Source organism: Flavobacterium sp. WV_118_3 (genome assembly GCF_039778605.1).
GTDB lineage: Bacteria > Bacteroidota > Bacteroidia > Flavobacteriales > Flavobacteriaceae > Flavobacterium.
Genome location: NZ_CP156060.1, coordinates 1,791,472 through 1,810,172 on the forward strand (window position 1 = coordinate 1,791,472; position 18,701 = coordinate 1,810,172).

Consider the following 18,701-nt stretch of genomic DNA (forward strand, 5'->3'; position numbering starts at 1 on the left):
TGCTTCCAATTGGAAGCAGCCTTTTTTATATAATTAATTCCTGTTCGTTAGTCATTCATCGAAATCAGGAACTCTTCGTTATTTCGGGTTTTCTTAAATCGGTCGTTGATAAAATCCATCGCTTCTACCGGGTTCATATCGGCCAGGTATTTACGCATGATCCACATACGCTGAATCGTTCCTTCATCCAACAACAAGTCATCGCGACGCGTACTGGATGATGTCAGATCGATAGCCGGGAAAATACGTTTGTTGGCAATCTTTCTATCCAATTGAAGTTCCATATTACCGGTACCTTTAAATTCTTCGAAGATCACTTCATCCATTTTAGAACCGGTTTCGGTTAATGCCGTAGCAATGATACTCAAAGAACCTCCGTTTTCGATATTACGGGCCGCTCCGAAGAAACGTTTTGGTTTCTGAAGTGCATTGGCATCGACACCTCCACTCAACACCTTACCAGATGCCGGTTGAACCGTATTGTAGGCTCGTGCCAGACGTGTAATCGAATCCAAAAGAATCACCACATCATGTCCGCATTCTACCAGACGTTTTGCTTTTTCCAAGACAATATTAGCCACTTTTACATGACGCTCTGCCGGCTCATCAAAAGTCGAGGCGATTACCTCTCCACGTACACTTCGCTGCATGTCGGTAACCTCTTCCGGTCGTTCGTCAATAAGCAATACAATCAGGTATACTTCCGGATGATTGGCCGCAATGGTATTGGCAATATCTTTTAAAAGCATGGTTTTACCCGTCTTAGGCTGCGCCACGATCATACCACGCTGTCCTTTTCCGATTGGTGAAAACAAATCGATAATACGCGTTGAAATTGTACTTTGCTTTTCTGCCAATTTGAATTTTTCTTCCGGGAATAAAGGCGTCAAATGCTCAAAAGAAACACGATCACGAACCACCTGAGGATCATGTCCGTTAATTTTTAATACGCGTACCAATGGGAAATATTTCTCCCCTTCTTTTGGCGGACGCACTACTCCTTTTACCGTATCTCCCGTTTTCAATCCAAACAGACGGATCTGGGATTGCGATAAGTAAATATCATCCGGTGAAGCCAGGTAATTATAATCCGAAGAACGTAAAAAACCGTATCCATCCGGCATCATTTCCAATACACCTTCACTTTCAATAATTCCGTCGAACTCATAATCCGGTTCTCTGAAATTTTGCTTTTTGTTTTTCTGGTTTGGATTGGTATTCTGATTTTGGGAATTCCCCGGATTGGTGTTGGTTTGTGGTTTTTCGGTTACGCCCTCTGTCGGGGTTTCTTCCTGATTTTGCTGGCGGGATGGTTGCTGGGATGCATTTACCTGTGGTTGCGCTGGTGTTTTGGAATTATTATCTTTTGTAAAGCGCTGTTTTTGCTGGAAATCCTTTTTCTTGGTAAAGCTATTTTCCTTTTTCGGTTCTGTAACTTCCGGAGTTGCTTTTTCTTTGTTTTTTTCTGAAGGGGTCGCTTCTGCTTCTTTCGGGGCCGCAATTACTGCTTCTGCCTTTACATTGGTCTCTTTAACTGCAACAGGAAGCGGATTGCTTTCTTTTTTAGTTTCCCTTTGTGGTTTTGCTATTCTTGCTCTTTTAACTTTACCCTCTGCCGCAGGCGTTTCTTCTTTTAAAGCCGGTTTTACAACTTCCGGATTGGTTGCCTGATGATCTAGAATCTGATAAATTAATTCGTCTTTCTTTAGGTTTCGATACTTATTAATTTTAGCAATCTTCGCAATCTCTTGAAGCTCAGCGAGCTTCATTTCTTTTAATACAGAAATATCAAACATGAATCGTTTTCTCGTTAAATTAAATGTAATGTAGATCTAAATTTGGGTAGTATGTTTTTGTGAAATGAAAGAACCGCAAAATGAAGTACTTACGGTTTGACTATGCAATAATACGAATTTATTTTGTTTCATATCCTATTTTTTAAAAAAAGAAATGCTATTTTTGCTCAACAATTACAGATCGCAATGTTACAACGAATTCAAACCGTTTACCTTTTTATCGCTTTTGTCTTCTCGGGAATACTACCTTTTGTTTTTCCGCTTTGGACAAATCCTGCCGGTGAAAAAGTATTTTTCATGACCAATCTGGTTTATGTATCCCTTTTCGGTTTAAGTACAACACTTTCGTTGATTAGTATCTTTAGTTATAAAAACAGACAAAACCAGTTTGTAATGAACCGGTTAAATATGATATCAAACGTTATATTACTAGGATTATTTGTGTATCGCTCACTAAATTTATCTGGAGAAACGCAAGTTTCTGAGAAAGGTATTGGGATGTTTCTTCCTATTGTTTCTATCGTTTTTTTGGTCTTAGCCAATAAAGCCATCAAGAAGGATGAAGATCTTGTAAAATCTGTAGACCGATTACGATAAACCTATCATCTTAGTTTATTAGTGCGTTAAAAAACCGGATCCGTTTTGATCCGGTTTTTTTATTTCTTCCATAAACCACTCATCGTTTATTCCCTTCCTTTTATCGTTTATTCATAATAACAAACTTAATTAATTAGATATAAATCAAAAATATAACACAATTAATAGTAAATTTGAGTAAAAATAACAGCAATGAATAACAAAATACGTATTCACCTTGCCGATGACCATCTGGTGCTAATCGAAGGAATTCTTGCTGTTTTAAAAACAAACAAGAATTTCGAGGTCGTTGGCTATTCCCTTAACGGAAGCGAATTATTGGATAAAATCTATACCCAGTCGGTCGATGTCTTGGTTATCGATATTAACATGCCTTGCAAAGACGGTATTGAAGTCTTAAAAGAGTTTACTCAAAAAGGGTTTCCCTGCCATGTAATTGTTTTATCGAGTTATGACGATGTAAAACTAATCAAGGAAGTAATTCAACTGGGCGCCAAAGGCTACCTTACCAAGCAATGTGCCAGCGAAAACATTGTGGACGCCATCACTTGTGTAAGCAAAGGCGAAGAATATTATTCCAAAGCCATTCGGGAAAAAATATTCCTGTCTTTTACCGGAATCGGAAACGATAAATCGATCGACAACAGCGATCTGTTACTTTTAATAACCGACCGGGAACTTGAGATCTTAAAACTAATCTCCAAAGAATATAGCGGCAAAGAAATCAGCGAAGCACTTTTTATCAGTACCAATACCGTTGAAACACACCGCAAAAACCTGATTAAAAAACTGAACGTAAAAAATACCATAGGACTTGTAAAATTTGCGATACGTAATAATTTAATCAACCAATAAATCTACATCGCTATGGCCTTACTAAAAAAACATGAAGTACGTGACAATGGAAACAATTCATTTGATCTGTTGATCACTTTTCCGGACAATTGCAGCTATACGTACTATTTTGATAGTGCAACATCCAAAAATCATATCGATATTATCCTGAGCATGGCACAAAAGCCATCGCTCAATTTCATTACCCGTAATGAAACGATTATACCGTATAATGATCAACTAAAAATTGACGTAACACAAACTGAAAATGGTGTTACCGCAACCAAACCTAAAATTGTAATCGAGATCTGATATTGAAAAGTAGTATCCTATTTTTTATTTTCCTGTATAGCAGCGCTTTTTGGGGGCAAATCCCAATGGGCAGCGACTCGACCAACTATTATATGGAGCGTCATCAGGAACTAAAAGCGCTGCGATACCTGCAACGGGAATCGGAGCTACTATACCATGATAAAAATTATACCGAGCTCTGTCATAAAAGCATACACAAAGCGCAGATCTATACGCAACTGAAAGATTATTCCAAAGCAACAAAAATACTGTTTAACGCACTTCAGATTGCCGAAAAAGAAAAGTTGCTTTTACAGGAAGCCATCATATTAAAGCATATCGGGATTTGTTTTGAACAAACTAAAAACATTAAACAAGCCATATATTATCTCCGAAGAAGTGAAAAGAGTGCTTATGCTCAGGAAAATGACACCTTATCGGCCTGGGCACAACAAGGTCTTTTTAAAATTTTTACCGAAAAAAACAATCTGGACAGTGCTCGTTTTTACATGAAGCGCATTTTACACATTGCCAAAAATAACGGTACCAATCATCAGAAATATATTGGCTACAGCAATTTTGCCGCCTATTATCTTAAAACAAAAGAATACGAAACAGCCAAAAAATACCTGGATACTACATTGCTATACGCCAAGGCTTCGCACAATTTGAATAGCCTGAACAATACCCGTAATAATATCGCCTACTATTATCTGGAAGTTGAAAAGAATTATAAAAAAGCGGAAAAACTGTTTTTAGAAATTCTCGCATCAAAACCAAATGATACCATTTCCCTGTCGACTTCCGACACCTATCTGAATCTGTCGTATGTCTACGAAAAGATGAACGACTTTCGGAAGGCGAATATTTATCTGAACAAATACATCGATAATACAGAAGCATTGTTTAACGAAAGGGTGAGTTCGGAATTACGGGATACAGAAACAAAATACAAGATTTACAAAATAGAAGACAATTACAAAACCAAAGAACAACTACTCAAAGACAAAGAAGCCCGTAACAAAAAGCTCCTTTATATTTTTATTACGTTGTTTGCGTTTTGTAGTATTCTCTTCTATTTCTTTTACCAGAACATGCGCCTGAAACAAAAAAACAAGCTTAAAGATGTGAATAATAAAATCCAGCAAAATATTATCAATGCGACCATCGACGGGCAGGAGTTCGAACGAAAACGAATTGCCGGCATTCTCCACGATAGTATCAGTGCACTTCTATCGTCGGCGAGTTTGCATTTAATGGCCTATGAAACCACCCATCTGGACGAATCGTCACCTGAGCTGATCAAAACGAGAGCCATTATCAAGGAAGCGCACGATAAAATCCGTGATCTGTCACATACATTAATTCCGCCTGTATTGGAAAAACTAGGCCTTTTGTCGGCTTTACAGGATTTATGCGAAAAAAATTCCAATACCCTGATCCAGTTTGAATTCACCAATCATATCGCAAAAGAGAGCCGTTATAACAGTGAATTCGAAATGAAGATGTATTTTATCGTAGCCGAATTACTCAACAACATCATCAAACACAGTCAGGCGTCAAAAGCTTTTATTTCGGTCGAACAAAACAACAAGCAGCTTTTTATTAATGTGGAAGACAATGGCGCTGGTTTTGACACCAAAAAAACCGAACACAAGGAAGGTTTTGGTCTCACTCAGATCAAAGCCCGGATACGAAGTATGAAAGGAAGCATCACAATCAATTCCAAACCGAATACCGGAACCTTAATCTATATAAAAGTAGAGCTCCCGGATTAGTTAGCCTCTTTTTCCGAGTTCAATAACTTCCAGTTTCTGAATTTTTTCACCGTCGATTTCAAATCGCAACATTGTACGCATCTGGTGAAATCCATGGGTTCCGGCTGCTCCGGGATTCATATGTAACAAATTCAGTTCTTTATCGAATTGTACTTTTAAAATATGTGAATGCCCGCAAATAAATAATTTCGGAGGATTGGTTTTGATTTCCGTACGGATCGCCGGATTGTATTTTCCCGGATAACCACCAATATGCGTAATCCAAACGTCTACACCTTCGCAGAAAAAACGGTTGTGTAACGGAAACTCCAGTCGGGCTTTTCCATCATCAATATTCCCATAAACGGCACGCAACGGTTTGCGCTCTTTTATCGCATCGGTAACCGACAAATCTCCGATATCACCGGCATGCCATACTTCGTCGGCCTGGTCTACATATTTTAAAATGGTCGCATCCATATGGCTGTGCGTATCCGAAAGCAGTAAAATCTTTTTCACAACGAGTCTTTTTTAACGTGGCACGTACTTCTCAAATTCCCACAAAAATAATCATACTTAACCGTGTTTTAACTTAAAATTATGGTATTTTCAAATTTGTCAGTCCTCGAATTCCCGTATCTTTGTTCTTTTTGTATTAATCTGGAAATTGAACTTTGAGGTATTTCATAGAATTCGCTTATAACGGAAAGAATTATCATGGCTGGCAGTATCAGCCGGATGCCATATCGGTTCAGGAAACGTTAAATAAGGCTTTATCGCTTTTATTGAAACAGGAGATCGAACTTGTTGGAGCCGGAAGAACCGATACCGGTGTGCACGCGCGGCAAATGTATGCCCATTTTGATTTTGACCAAATTTTGGATTCGGATCGCTGGGTACAAAAATTAAATTCGTTTTTACCGAAAGATATCGCCGTTTACCGCTTTATCCCACTACATGACGAAGCCCATGCCCGTTTCGACGCCACTGGCAGAACCTACGAATACCATATTCATCTTTTTAAAGATCCCTTTGAAAACGAAGGTAGCTGGTTCCATTTCCATCCATTAAACGTGGAAGCCATGAATCAAGCATCGCAATTGCTGTTTGACTATACCGACTTCGAGTGCTTTTCGAAAGTACATACCGATGTGCGTACTTTTAACTGCACTATCACCGAGGCGTATTGGCAACAAAACGGTACAAAATTAGTTTTTACCATTAGTGCCGACCGCTTTTTGCGAAATATGGTCCGCGCCATAGTGGGAACTTTAATTAAAATTGGACTTGGAAAAACAACACTGGACGAATTCCGACAAATTATCGAAAGTAAAAACCGTAGTAGAGCCGGCTTTTCCGTTCCGGCACATGGACTTTACCTCACCCGGGTTGTTTATCCCTATATACAAGAGCGCCATTCCCTATGAAAGCCATAAAATCTATTTCTTTAAGAAAAGTAATGCGTTTTGCCAAACCCTATCAGGGACGGTTTAACGCTGTTATTGCCTGGGCGATATCGTTGTCGATATTTGCCGCATTACGCCCTTATATGTTAAAAGAAACGGTAGACCGTTATCTGACAACACACGATTCCGAAGGACTCCTGCTTTTTATCCTGCTGATGGCAGTGATATTACTGCTTGAGGTGGCTTCGCAGTTTTATTTTGTATACTGGGCCAACTGGCTCGGACAAGATATTGTAAAAGATATCCGCGAAAAACTGTTCCGCCATATCAGCAATTTTAAAATGAAGTATTTCGACAACGAACCCGTAGGAAAACTGGTGACCCGTTCCGTTTCCGATATCGAGTCGATTGCCAGTATTTTTAGTCAGGGATTGTTTATGATTGTCAGCGACCTGCTAAAAATGGTCGTGATTCTGGGTATCATGTTTTATATGAACTGGAAACTCAGTTGTATCGTTATTCTGGGTATGCCGGTATTATTATATGCCACCCGTATTTTTCAGCAAAAAATGAAGGTCGCTTTCGAAGAAGTACGAAATCAGGTGGGTAACCTCAATACATTTGTACAGGAACGCGTTACCGGAATGAAAATCGTACAGCTCTTTAACCGCGAGGCGATTGAATATGAAAAATTTAAAGTAATCAACCAGAAACACAACGATGCCTGGCTAAAAAATATCTTGTATAACTCGATCTTTTTCCCGATAGCCGATATTGTATCGTCTGTGACTTTAGGCTGTATTATCTGGTATGGCGGTCTAAACATCATCAATGGCGATAGCGCCACTACTTTTGGAGATTTGTTTGCCTATACAATGTTGATTAACATGTTATTTAACCCGTTGCGTCAAATTGCGGATAAATTCAATGTGATGCAAATGGGGATCATCGCAGCCGAAAGGGTTTTTGAAGTGTTGGATATTGATGATCACCTACAAACTTCGGGAACCGTGGAAGCGACACATTTTAAAGGCGATATTCGGTTTGAAAATGTTCGTTTCAGTTATATCGAAGGGGAAGAAGTTTTAAAAGGTATCAATCTTAAGGTCAATGCGGGTGAAACTATAGCCATTGTGGGTGCAACCGGAGCCGGTAAGTCAACGATTATTAACTTACTGAACCGTTTTTACGAAATCGATAGCGGTACTATCACCATTGATAATACACCGATTACAGAATTCACAATTGGAAGTCTACGGAAACAAATCGCCATCGTATTACAGGATGTCTTCTTATTTGCCGATTCGATTTTGAACAATATCACGTTATACAATCCGGCTATTAGTCGGGAGGATGTTATTCTTGCCGCTCAGAAAATCGGAGCACATGACTTTATTATGAGTCTGCCCGAAAATTACGATTACAATGTGAAAGAACGTGGTATTATGCTATCATCCGGTCAACGACAATTGATTGCCTTTTTACGGGCCTATGTGAGTAACCCGAGTGTTCTGATTCTCGACGAAGCCACTTCTTCTATCGATACCTATTCGGAAGAGTTGATTCAGAAAGCTACCGAAACCATCACTAAAGGCAGAACGTCTATCGTGATTGCACACCGACTGGCGACTATTATCAATGCCGATAAAATCATCGTGATGGATAAAGGGGAAATCGTTGAAGAAGGTACCCATTATCAATTGTTAAACAAGGACAATGGTTACTACAAAAACCTGTATTACTCTCAGTTTGCCGTTACAGAATAAGCGGCAAACCGGCTATTCTGACCAGAAAAATTAAAAAATCGACAGTCATTTAGCCTTAAAAATAGCAATACCCTATTTTTAGCGCATTCATTTTTGGGATATTTTGAAATTTGATCCTATTAATCTTTTCAGAAAACAAATAAATCCCTATTTTCGTACGCAGAAAATTCATTTGAAATTATACATTTATGAAATACGATATTATTGTTTTAGGAAGCGGGCCAGGTGGTTATGTAACTGCCATCAGAGCTTCACAATTAGGCTTTAAAGTAGCTGTTATTGAAAAAGAAAACTTGGGAGGTATCTGCTTGAACTGGGGATGTATTCCAACAAAAGCGTTATTAAAATCGGCTCAGGTTTTTGATTACCTAAAACATGCTGCCGACTATGGATTAACGGTTAACGAATTCGACAAAGATTTCGGAGCCGTGATCAACCGTAGCCGCGGTGTTGCTGAAGGAATGAGCAAAGGTGTTCAGTTCCTGATGAAAAAAAATAAAATCGATGTAATCGATGGTTTCGGAAAAGTAAAACCAGGTAAAAAAGTAGATGTAACCGATAAAGACGGAAAAGTAACCGAGTATACTGCTGATCATATCATCATCGCTACTGGTGCGCGTTCCCGTGAATTACCAAACTTACCGCAAGATGGTAAAAAAGTAATCGGATACCGCCAGGCAATGACGTTACCAGAACAACCAAAATCGATGATTGTGGTTGGTTCCGGAGCTATCGGAGTCGAATTTGCACATTTTTACAATGCTATGGGAACCAATGTTACCATCGTGGAGTTTATGCCAAATATCGTTCCGGTTGAAGACGAAGATATCTCAAAACAATTTGAGCGTTCGCTTAAAAAAGCCGGTATCAAAATCATGACCAATGCTTCTGTTGAAAAAGTGGATACCACTGGAAACGGCGTAAAAGCAACGGTTAAAACAGCAAAAGGAGAAGAAATTCTGGAAGCCGATATCGTACTTTCTGCAGTAGGTATCAAATCCAACATCGAAAATATCGGATTGGAAGATGTGGGTATCGCTACCGACAGAGACAAGATCCTTGTAAACGACTATTACCAAACCAATGTTCCGGGGTATTATGCTATCGGTGACGTGGTTCCGGGTCAGGCATTGGCACACGTTGCTTCTGCTGAAGGAATCCTTTGTGTGGAAAAAATTGCCGGTTTACACGTAGAGCCAATCGATTACGGAAATGTTCCGGGATGTACTTACGCTACTCCTGAAATTGCTTCTGTGGGTATGACCGAAAAACAAGCCAAAGAAAAAGGATTTGAAATCAAAGTGGGTAAATTCCCATTCTCGGCTTCCGGTAAAGCGAAAGCAGCCGGTACGCCAGACGGTTTTGTAAAAGTTATTTTCGATGCGAAATACGGTGAATGGTTAGGTTGCCATATGATTGGTGCCGGAGTAACCGATATGATCGCTGAAGCTGTAGTTGCCCGTAAACTGGAAACTACAGGTCACGAAATCCTTAAAGCAATCCACCCACACCCTACCATGAGTGAGGCGGTAATGGAAGCTGTTGCTGATGCTTACGGAGAAGTGATTCACTTATAAGATTCAAAAAAAACATAGTAAAAGGGCTGTTTCAAAAGAGATAGCCCTTTTTTTTATTCGGTGATTTTAAAATTTAATACGATTTTTTTTAACAAAAATCACTACATTTGTAATATATTCACTTCACTACACCACCTGATATTCCAAAACAAACCGGATACAGGTAAAATCCACAAAAGTCATTAACTTTAAAATCAAATAGTATGTTTAGAAACCTAATGTATTTAGCAGTATCCCTTTTTCTATTTGCATCGTGTAGCAAAAGTGAAGTGATACGATTAACAGTAGCTTCCGAAGAAGCGGACTGTGTTGGTGTAGCGCCTCAAAAATGTTTGCTGGTTAAAAAAGAAGGCCAAAAAGACTGGGAGAATCTTTATAATGGAATCGATGGTTTTATTTTTGAAGATGGAAACGAATATGTATTGGAAGTACGCGAAGAAAAAATTGACAATCCGCCGGCCGATGCGCCTTCTATGAAATATGTTCTGGTAAACGAAATTTCGAAAGTCGCTAAAACGTCCGAAGGCTTACCAGCAAAAGTCGAAGCACCAGTTACCCAAACCTTCCGGATTACCGTAGCGTCACAACAAGCCGATTGTACCGGTGTGGCCCCGCAAAAATGCTTTTTAGTGAAAAAAGACGGGCAAAAAGACTGGGAATTCTTGTATAGCGGTATCGAAGGCTTTACTTATGAAGAAGGTAACGAATATGTATTGGAGATCAAAGAAGAAAAAATTGACAATCCTCCTGCCGACGGTTCATCGGTAAAATGCATATTGGTTAAAGAGATTTCCAAAATAAAAAAAATCTCCGAAAACCTTCCGAAACCAAAAAAATAATCCAATTACAATACGACTGTCTGACTTTCAAAATCCGACAGATATTTATAAGGTTGTCTAAAAAACAACCTTTTTTTATTTAGTTGTTGCAAATTTTAACAAAATAATACGCATACTTTTTGTAATTTATCGCATCTAAAAAAAATATAATCAAAACAAAACCGTATGAACCGTATTCTATGCCTTTTTCTTTTACTTTTTATCCCGATTCAGCATAAGGCACAATCCATTACGCTGAATCAGGGCAATACGCTTCAAAAAGATTATTTTGCCGAAATTCCGTTTGAAAATATTTATAATAAATTGATCATACCTGTTGTGATCGAAAACAAAACCTACCGTTTTCTATTGGATACGGGCGCACCTTGTGTGATTACCAGTGAACTGAGTAATGCAATGCAATCGAAATTTCTAAGCAGTATTAATATTGTAGATGCCAACGGAAAAAACGATACCATGAAAATGGTCGCTATACCAGCATTATCGTTAGGCGGTATTACTTTTCAGGATATTCCCGCATTGGTTAACGACAATAAAATGATTTTTGAATGCCTTAAAATTGACGGTTTTATCGGTAGTAACCTCCTTCGTAATTCTATCCTGCAATTGTCATCTCAAAAAAAGTCCATCATCATAACCGATAATCCTTCCCGATTAAATTTACGCAAAAAATATGCGTCCAAATTATACCTATACGATACACAAAGTAGCCCTTTTATTAAAATCGGCCTGAAAAATAAAAAAGAAGCGTCCGAAGAACTCCTTTTCGACACCGGAATGAATAACCTCTACGACATGTCATTACGGGCTTATGATATTCTAAAGGAAGCGAATCTTTTTGTCGATATTGAAGAAGGCTACGGAAATGCATCTATTGGGATATTTGGCAATTCTGAGGATACCAAAAACTATCGGTTCACTGTTCCACAAATCAAAATCAACGGAACCGTTTTTAAAAACATGACCATCGAAACCACCAATGACAAAAATTCACGAATCGGTGCCGAACTACTAAACCACGGACTGGTTACTGTGGATTATAAAAACAACTATTTTTATTTTGAACCTTATAATGAAAGTTACGATTTAACAGAAAAACAAATCGGGGTTAAACCAACCATAAGCAATGAAAAACTGGTGGTTGGCATTATCTGGGACGATGCAATAAAAGGAATTGTTGGTATTGAAGATGAAATTGTCCAGATTGATGATGTAAACTATGAGAACATCGATTATTGCGATATCGTTACCAAACCATCACCGTTGCGAAATAAGAATAAAGAAACTTTTAAAGTAACGTTCCGAAACTGTGTTGGTGATTTGAATACCTTAACCTTAACCAAAAAATGACGCCTATGACGATACAACCGATCTACAGCAAATCCATCCCGTATCCCCTATTACTTTTAGCCGATCCGTATATTGACATGATCAATAGCTATGTACACGAATCTTTTTTGTATGGTATTCCCGTCGGAAACGATTATATCGGGGTTTATGCGCTCTATCCGATCGATGAAACCGCTGTTGAGATCAAAAACATAGCCGTACGCGAAGATCACCAACAAAAAGGTATTGGGAAGCTTTTATTGCACCATGCCTTTTCTGAAGCCAAAAAAAGGGGCTTTCACGAGGTGATCATCGGAACGGGAAATTCCAGTATTTCACAATTGCAATGGTACCAGAAACAAGGCTTTGAAGTTATCGGTCTGAAAAAGAATTTCTTTACGGAACATTATAAGGAGCCGATTTTCGAAAACGGAATCCAATGCAAACATATGATTGTATTGAGCAAACCGATCCAGGATTCCCTGTAAGAGAAAGTTAGTATATTTGTAATAGTGATTCGGTTATTTCCCGGCGCTAACATCAAATCTTATTTTATTCCATATGATCACTTTTGCCTATACCATTCTATATGTCCAAAATGTAAATAAAGCCATGACATTTTACGAAAATGCGTTTGGCTTTGAACGTAAATTTATCACACCCGATGCGGATTACGGTGAATTGATCACCGGTTCTACCACGCTGTCTTTTGCAGTACATACTTTGGCAAAATCGAACCTAAAAGACGGTTATACCGAAAGCAATCCAACAGCCAAACCTTTTGGTATCGAATTGGGCTTTACGTCCGATGATGTCGAAAAAACCGTAGCCGCCGCTCTTCAGGCCGGCGCTACGTTAACCGAAGCGATCAAAACCAAACCATGGGGACAAAAAGTGGCCTATGTGAGAGATCCCGAAGGTTTTTTAGTGGAAATCTGTAGTCCGATGTAAATGGAACAACTCATCCGGCATATTGAAAAATCGGTCCCCCTTACACCCGGGGAAAAAGAAATCATCACGACGACTTTCCATTCGAAAACCGTCGCTAAGAAAGAGATTCTTCACAGCGAAGGTAGCGTTTGCCAGTACAATTATTTTATCACCAAAGGTTGTTTCCGCTTGTATCTGATCACCGAAAACGGAAAAGAACAGGTTATCCAATTCGGACTTGAAAATTGGTGGATTACCGATTATTCGAGTTATACTTCCGGCCGACCATCCAAATTTTATATTCAGGCGTTGGAACGTTCGGAAGTACTCTATATCAGTCGTTCGGAACAGGAAACTTTGTTTGAAAAAATTCCCGCTTTGGAAGGGTATTTCCGGAAAAACCTGGAACGGGCCTATGCCGCTTCTCTGACGCGAATTGAGTATCTTTTTCTGCTTTCGGGCGAAGAACGCTACCTGCAATTTGTAGGCACTTATCCGGAGTTTGCCCAACGGATTCCACAATATATACTGGCTTCTTTTTTAGGAATCAGTCCGGAATACGTCAGTGAGGTTCGCAAAAAAATTGGCTAAACGCATTTCTTAAACCAGCTTAATTTTTTTCCGGTCGGCACTTCCGAACTTTGTCCTGATAAAAAATCAATCACTATGGACAATCGAATTAACATCAGTCAACTGGAACCGGAAGCGTATAAAATCATGTATGCTTTCGAAAAGTATTTAAGCACTACCAAGCTTACGCCCATTCATAAAGAGCTTATCAAAATACGGGCTTCGCAAATCAACGGTTGTGCTTTTTGTATTAATATGCACACCAAAGATGCCCGTAAATATGGCGAAACCGAACAACGTATTTATGCGCTGAATGCCTGGCGGGATACGAATTTCTTTTCGGAAGCGGAAAAGGCGATTTTAGCCCTTACGGAAGAAATGACGCTCATTCCCAACCATGTGTCGGATGTGACCTACGAAAACGCCCGTAAAGCGCTCAATGACGATAATTATCTGGCTCAGGTGATGGTAGCCATTATCACGATCAATTCGTGGAACCGGATCGCCATTGCTACTAAAATGATGCCGGAACAGGATTAACAAAGGGCCGCTACAAGCGACCCTTTGTTAATGTTTTATTCTTTTTATATCTTTTACACCTGACAGGTTTTGGAAACCTGTCAGGTATTTCGGTAACTATTATTTTATTCTCTGATGATCATAATCGTAGCCTTAAACCCGGTGGCCAAATCCCATCGGTTGGCCGAAAGTAGTGTTCCTTTATCATCATATACGTGGAATTCGGCCGTATTCGGACCAGAGCTTCCCTGATTTAACGCTTCAAAATCGAGTTTATTAAACCCTTTTTCCAATCCAAGTGTCGTGCCTTTAAAACTAGCATCTAAAATGATCTGCGGGATCACGATTTTTCCGTTCACTAAAAACTTAATCATGTCGCCATCCACATATTCGTGATCGCGGTAAACAATTTTAACGTATTCCGATTTGGTACGGATTTCCCCGAACGACTGGTCTCTTTTAAAGATACGCGAATCGCCATTCCCTTCTCCTTTAAAATCCTGTTTTAGCTTTTCGACGTATACATCGCCCGGATTGGCAAATTTTTCTTTTTCGGCGCCAAATTTGGAATTATCTTCTCCAATCTGAAACGAAGAAGTATTGGGTTTTAAGGTTTCCAACGGATTTAAGGGCGTATCAAAAATAGACGAACTAAAATTCATCGATGGAAAAGCGGTCGAATTGGATGATTTATCCGGACTAATAGCCGGTATTTTCAAACGGGGAATCGGTTTCGACTTGGTTACAAAATCATTTTGCGCCCAACTGCTTGCAGATAACCCGATTAAAATGAACAACAGATATAACGATCTCACTGATTTACTTTTAAAGTCTAAAAATAGCAAATTCAACCCTACCTAAAAATATTCCGGCTACTTTTAACGCTATTTTATACCTTTTAATTCTTAACGTTTCATTACCATTACTGCAATCAAAAAAGAAGTAACTTCATGACTTTCCTCCTGATAACCAACTAAACAGACATACTTATGGCAACAAGAATTTTTGTAAACCTGCCCGTTAAAGACCTCAATCGATCGATTGCGTTCTTTACCAAACTGGGATTTACATTTAATCCGCAGTTTACAGACGACAAAGCCACCTGCATGATCGTTAGCGATACGATATTTGTGATGTTACTGGTACACGAACGTTTTAAAGATTTTACCCGTAAGGCAATTAGCGACGCCACACAGACAACCGAAGTACTATTATGCCTGGACACCGATAGCCGGGAAAAGGTAAATGCGATAATAGCCAAAGCCGTCGAAGCCGGTGGAACGCTTTATGCCGAACCAATGGATTATGGCTGGATGTATTCGCATAGTTTTTCCGATCTGGACGGGCATCAATGGGAAATCATTTATATGGATCCCGAAGGAATGCCGCAGTAAAATTTTATGATTTCTTTAAGACAAATCCACAGCAAATAATCCGAAAAACCGTAATAGCCTACTAACTTTTTTTGTAACTTGCAGTTCGTTAAACTTTTATAAAATCATTGATCTACTCATGGTACAGCTAATGATTATGCTAATTAAACAACTTATACTGCTGATCATCAATTTCGGCCAGTTGTTGTAATTTTAACGTCCCTGACAACACCTAAACTATCTAAATCCCCCAATGGGTTTTATATAGCTGTCAACTCTTTTATCTTTAATTTTAATACAATAAAAAATCCCTCTGTATGGAGGGATTTTTGTTTTTATTAATGCTGTGCTTAGAAAACAAACATGGCGCGTTCGCCCATCATGTCGTTTACTGCATCGGCTACTTCTTCCAATACTGCTTCGTCTGTATGATTTAAAATCACTTTATCGATCAAAGCTACGATGGTTTCCATATCGGATTCTACCAAACCACGCGTCGTTACCGCAGGAGTTCCCACTCGGATACCAGAGGTTACAAATGGTGATTTATCATCGAAAGGAACCATATTTTTATTTACGGTGATTTCAGCTTTTACCAAAGCATTTTCAGCTTCTTTCCCGGAAATATTTTTATTTCTAAGATCGATCAGCATCATATGATTATCGGTACCGCCCGAAATAATGTTGTATCCTCTCTTTACAAAGGCTTCTGCCATAGCTTTTGCATTTTTCTGAACCTGCATTGCATAGGTAAAGAACTCATCGCTTAACGCTTCGCCAAAGGCTACTGCTTTTGCCGCAATGATATGCTCCAACGGTCCTCCCTGGTTACCCGGGAATACCGATCCGTCCAATAAAGACGACATCATACGGATTTCTCCTTTTGGTGTTTTGACTCCAAACGGATTTTCAAAATCTTTCCCCATCATGATCATTCCACCTCTTGGCCCACGTAGGGTTTTGTGTGTTGTTGTCGTGATGATATGACAATGCGGAACCGGATCGTTCATCAATCCTTTAGCAATCAAACCGGCCGGATGTGAAATATCTGCCATTAAAATAGCCCCTACACTGTCGGCAATCTCGCGGAAACGTTTAAAATCCATATCGCGGGAATAAGCCGAAGCTCCTGCAATAATCAATTTTGGCTGTTCCTGGGTTGCTACTTCCTGAATCTTATCGTAGTTCAGCATTCCGGTTTCTTTTTCCACTCCGTAGAATACCGGATTGTATAATTTTCCGGAAAAGTTCACCGGCGAACCGTGTGTTAAATGTCCTCCGTGTGAAAGATCGAAACCTAATATTTTATCGCCCGGTTTTAAACAGGCTGCAAAAACGGCTGTGTTGGCTTGCGATCCGGAGTGTGGCTGTACGTTTACATAGTCAGCTCCAAACAAAGCTTTAGCTCTGTCAATTGCAATTTGTTCGATTACGTCTACTACTTCACATCCACCGTAATACCGTTTACCCGGGTACCCTTCCGCATATTTATTCGTTAAAACTGAACCCGCAGCTTCCATTACCTGATCGCTCACGAAATTCTCAGATGCAATAAGTTCCAAGCCGTGAATTTGTCTGTCTTGTTCTTCAAGAATTAAGTCGAAAATTTGTTCGTCGCGTTGCATTTTATAATATTTCGTTAAATTGACCTCAAAAATACGAAAATCGTTTGTTAAATTCACAATAGCTACTATATTTGATTTCGAATTTTTCAACAACAAAAACAAACATACAATATGCCTATAAGTGCCAATGACCCTACCAGAAAATCGTGGTTAGACGTCCCCGTGAACAGCGATTTTCCAATACAAAACATCCCTTTTGGGGTTTTTATAACTAAAGATGACGTGGTAACTATCGGAACACGTATTGGTGATTTTGCAATCGATATGGGAGCCCTGCAACAATTGGGTTATTTTGAAGGTATTGAACTAACTGACGATATGTTTATGCAGGATACGCTGAACGATTTTATCTCCGACGGTAAAAAAACATGGCGTTTAGTACGTAACCGACTAGCTGATATTTTTGACATCGTAAATCCGCAATTACGCGATAACGATGCCCATAAAGAAATCGTTATTTTTAACGTAAATGACATCGAAATGCAATTACCGGTTTTAATCGGCGATTATACCGATTTTTATTCCAGCAAAGAACACGCTACAAATGTGGGCAAAATGTTCCGTGACCCGGACAATGCGCTATTACCAAACTGGTTGCATATTCCGGTAGGCTACCACGGAAGAAGTTCTACAATCGTGCCTTCCGGAATTCCGGTACATCGACCGATGGGACAAACCCTTCCAAATGGTGAAACCCAACCGGTATTCGGTCCGTCACGATTAGTGGATTTCGAATTGGAAACCGCTTTTATTACGACTGATGCCAACATTATGGGCGAAAATATCCCTGTGGAAGAAGCCGAAGAGTATATTTTCGGTATGGTATTGTTAAACGACTGGAGTGCCCGTGACATTCAGAAATGGGAATATGTGCCACTAGGTCCCTTCCTTGCTAAAAACTTTGCCTCTTCCATTTCACCATGGATTGTAACGTTGGATGCTTTGGAGCCTTTCCGCGTGGCAAGTCCGAAACAGGAACCAACCCCGCTTCCGTATTTACAACAAACCGGCGATCACGCGTTCGATATCAACCTGGAAGTGGCTATCGCTCCGGAAAATGCCGATGCTACGGTAGTTTGTGAATCGAACTTTAAATATATGTACTGGACCATGAGTCAGCAGCTGGCACACCACACCGTTAACGGTTGTCGTGTGAATTCCGGTGACATGATGGGTTCTGGTACGATTTCCGGATCTACGGAAAACAGCTTCGGATCCATGCTGGAATTAACATGGGGTGGTAAAAACCCATTAAAAATGAACGATGGTACCGAACGTAAGTTTATCAACGACGGGGATACAGTTATCATGAAAGGTTACTGCCAGAATGATCAGGTACGTATCGGATTTGGTGAAGTTTCCAGTAAACTATTACCGCCGTTCGAACGAAAATAAGATACTATATTCCTAATAAAAACTCCGGTTCGTCCGGAGTTTTTTTATGCCCGTTTCTTATTATCCGCTCAAAATTTATACTTTTGGACATCTTTAA

General features: G+C 39.5%; 19 protein-coding genes. 15 read left to right on the forward strand and 4 right to left on the reverse strand.

Features of this window, described 5'->3' with window-relative positions:
- Nucleotides 1–47: 47 nt before the first annotated feature.
- A complete protein-coding gene (gene rho, locus ABFU83_RS08320; RefSeq protein WP_347070058.1) occupies nucleotides 48–1,796 on the reverse strand; it encodes a transcription termination factor Rho in 1,749 nt (582 codons plus the stop codon).
- A 186-nt stretch (nucleotides 1,797–1,982) separates the two neighbouring features.
- Between rho and ABFU83_RS08325 the strand changes: the two genes are divergently transcribed.
- From ABFU83_RS08325 to ABFU83_RS08340, 4 genes are all read left to right on the forward strand, one after another.
- Nucleotides 1,983–2,393 (forward strand): DUF4293 domain-containing protein, encoded by a 411-nt coding sequence (locus ABFU83_RS08325; RefSeq protein ID WP_136402941.1) that lies wholly within the window; start codon nucleotides 1,983–1,985, stop codon nucleotides 2,391–2,393.
- A 192-nt stretch (nucleotides 2,394–2,585) separates the two neighbouring features.
- The gene (locus tag ABFU83_RS08330) at nucleotides 2,586–3,248 is read left to right on the forward strand and encodes a response regulator transcription factor (protein ID WP_347070059.1); all 663 of its coding nucleotides are present in this window, start codon (nucleotides 2,586–2,588) and stop codon (nucleotides 3,246–3,248) included.
- Nucleotides 3,249–3,260: 12 nt separating this feature from the next.
- The gene (locus ABFU83_RS08335) at nucleotides 3,261–3,539 is read left to right on the forward strand and encodes a hypothetical protein (protein ID WP_347070060.1); all 279 of its coding nucleotides are present in this window, start codon (nucleotides 3,261–3,263) and stop codon (nucleotides 3,537–3,539) included.
- Nucleotides 3,540–3,604: 65 nt separating this feature from the next.
- Nucleotides 3,605–5,296 carry an ATP-binding protein gene (locus ABFU83_RS08340; RefSeq protein ID WP_347070061.1) on the forward strand — a complete coding sequence of 564 codons (1,692 nt, stop codon included), beginning with the start codon at nucleotides 3,605–3,607 and terminating at the stop codon, nucleotides 5,294–5,296.
- Here ABFU83_RS08340 and ABFU83_RS08345 read toward each other — a convergent pair whose 3' ends face one another.
- A complete protein-coding gene (locus ABFU83_RS08345) occupies nucleotides 5,297–5,794 on the reverse strand; it encodes a metallophosphoesterase family protein (protein WP_347070062.1) in 498 nt (165 codons plus the stop codon). It abuts the gene before it with no gap.
- A 155-nt stretch (nucleotides 5,795–5,949) separates the two neighbouring features.
- Here ABFU83_RS08345 and truA point away from each other — a divergent pair, with 155 nt between their 5' ends.
- From truA to ABFU83_RS08390, 9 genes are all read left to right on the forward strand, one after another.
- Complete coding sequence (gene truA, locus ABFU83_RS08350) at nucleotides 5,950–6,702, forward strand: tRNA pseudouridine(38-40) synthase TruA (RefSeq protein ID WP_347070063.1); 753 nt, start codon at nucleotides 5,950–5,952, stop codon at nucleotides 6,700–6,702.
- The gene (locus ABFU83_RS08355) at nucleotides 6,699–8,447 is read left to right on the forward strand and encodes an ABC transporter ATP-binding protein (RefSeq protein ID WP_347070064.1); all 1,749 of its coding nucleotides are present in this window, start codon (nucleotides 6,699–6,701) and stop codon (nucleotides 8,445–8,447) included. The genes truA and ABFU83_RS08355 overlap by 4 nt, the downstream gene beginning before the upstream one ends.
- Before the next feature lie 188 nt (nucleotides 8,448–8,635).
- On the forward strand, nucleotides 8,636–10,024 hold the full coding sequence (gene lpdA / locus ABFU83_RS08360; RefSeq protein WP_347070065.1) for a dihydrolipoyl dehydrogenase: 1,389 nt from the start codon (nucleotides 8,636–8,638) through the stop codon (nucleotides 10,022–10,024).
- Between the two features lie 203 nt (nucleotides 10,025–10,227).
- A complete protein-coding gene (locus tag ABFU83_RS08365; protein ID WP_347070066.1) occupies nucleotides 10,228–10,863 on the forward strand; it encodes a DUF4377 domain-containing protein in 636 nt (211 codons plus the stop codon).
- A gap of 165 nt (nucleotides 10,864–11,028) precedes the next feature.
- The gene (locus ABFU83_RS08370) at nucleotides 11,029–12,213 is read left to right on the forward strand and encodes a retropepsin-like aspartic protease (protein WP_347070067.1); all 1,185 of its coding nucleotides are present in this window, start codon (nucleotides 11,029–11,031) and stop codon (nucleotides 12,211–12,213) included.
- 5 nt (nucleotides 12,214–12,218) lie between these two features.
- Entirely contained in the window at nucleotides 12,219–12,680 is a 462-nt protein-coding gene (locus tag ABFU83_RS08375; protein WP_347070068.1) for a GNAT family N-acetyltransferase, read from the forward strand.
- A 73-nt stretch (nucleotides 12,681–12,753) separates the two neighbouring features.
- Nucleotides 12,754–13,143 carry a VOC family protein gene (locus ABFU83_RS08380; protein ID WP_347070069.1) on the forward strand — a complete coding sequence of 130 codons (390 nt, stop codon included), beginning with the start codon at nucleotides 12,754–12,756 and terminating at the stop codon, nucleotides 13,141–13,143.
- Nucleotides 13,144–13,713 (forward strand): Crp/Fnr family transcriptional regulator, encoded by a 570-nt coding sequence (locus ABFU83_RS08385; RefSeq protein WP_347070070.1) that lies wholly within the window; start codon nucleotides 13,144–13,146, stop codon nucleotides 13,711–13,713.
- 75 nt (nucleotides 13,714–13,788) lie between these two features.
- Nucleotides 13,789–14,232, forward strand: coding sequence for a carboxymuconolactone decarboxylase family protein (locus ABFU83_RS08390; RefSeq protein ID WP_347070071.1), 444 nt, complete (start codon nucleotides 13,789–13,791; stop codon nucleotides 14,230–14,232).
- A 104-nt stretch (nucleotides 14,233–14,336) separates the two neighbouring features.
- On the opposite strand, the gene ABFU83_RS08395 is transcribed toward ABFU83_RS08390, so the two are convergent.
- On the reverse strand, nucleotides 14,337–15,026 hold the full coding sequence (locus ABFU83_RS08395; RefSeq protein WP_347070072.1) for a hypothetical protein: 690 nt from the start codon (nucleotides 15,024–15,026) through the stop codon (nucleotides 14,337–14,339).
- 174 nt (nucleotides 15,027–15,200) lie between these two features.
- Between ABFU83_RS08395 and ABFU83_RS08400 the strand changes: the two genes are divergently transcribed.
- Nucleotides 15,201–15,605 (forward strand): VOC family protein, encoded by a 405-nt coding sequence (locus ABFU83_RS08400; protein WP_136402879.1) that lies wholly within the window; start codon nucleotides 15,201–15,203, stop codon nucleotides 15,603–15,605.
- A 329-nt stretch (nucleotides 15,606–15,934) separates the two neighbouring features.
- Here the strand turns inward: ABFU83_RS08400 and glyA are convergent, their stop codons facing one another.
- Nucleotides 15,935–17,209: a serine hydroxymethyltransferase gene (gene glyA, locus ABFU83_RS08405; protein ID WP_347070073.1), complete on the reverse strand. Its 1,275-nt coding sequence runs from the start codon at nucleotides 17,207–17,209 to the stop codon at nucleotides 15,935–15,937.
- Nucleotides 17,210–17,320: 111 nt separating this feature from the next.
- On the opposite strand from glyA, the gene fahA reads away from it, so the two are divergent.
- Complete coding sequence (gene fahA, locus ABFU83_RS08410; RefSeq protein ID WP_347070074.1) at nucleotides 17,321–18,604, forward strand: fumarylacetoacetase; 1,284 nt, start codon at nucleotides 17,321–17,323, stop codon at nucleotides 18,602–18,604.
- The last annotated feature ends 97 nt before the right edge of the window (nucleotides 18,605–18,701 follow it).